Here is a 359-nt window from a genome sequence, read left to right as displayed (position 1 = left end):
GCGTTCGTTGACGTCCAGTTACTGTAAGTTACCTTACCCGTTACTTCATCAAAGGTGGCCGTTCTGTTGAACGTAACGGTTTCGATGCGGTCTTCTGAAGCCTTGCTACCGTCAGCATATACATAATGCACGGTTCTAGTAATGGTCTTGGTCAAGTCCGTCTTGCTAGTACCATCAGGATATTTTGGTCCCGTTGGGTTGTTTGGATCCACTGGTTGTCCTGGGTTTCCTGGATTATCTGGAGTAACTTCCTTGGTCTTGTGTTTCAAAACAACCTTGAAGGTTGGGTTATCAGTATTGAAGGTGTAACCATCACCTGGGAAGCCATCGGATACAAGTTCATATCCTTGGGCTTCTAG

Annotated in this window: 1 protein-coding gene; it reads right to left on the bottom strand. The window is 46.0% G+C overall.

What is annotated here, in order from left to right:
- Positions 1-359, bottom strand: a 359-nt coding sequence (locus AC6UD0_RS07385) for a mucin-binding protein (RefSeq protein WP_500708707.1), incomplete at both ends; no start/stop codon positions are given.

It is taken from the genome of Fructilactobacillus sp. X7R9C1 (assembly GCF_059901005.1).
This window is presented reverse-complemented; position numbering and strand designations above follow the sequence as displayed.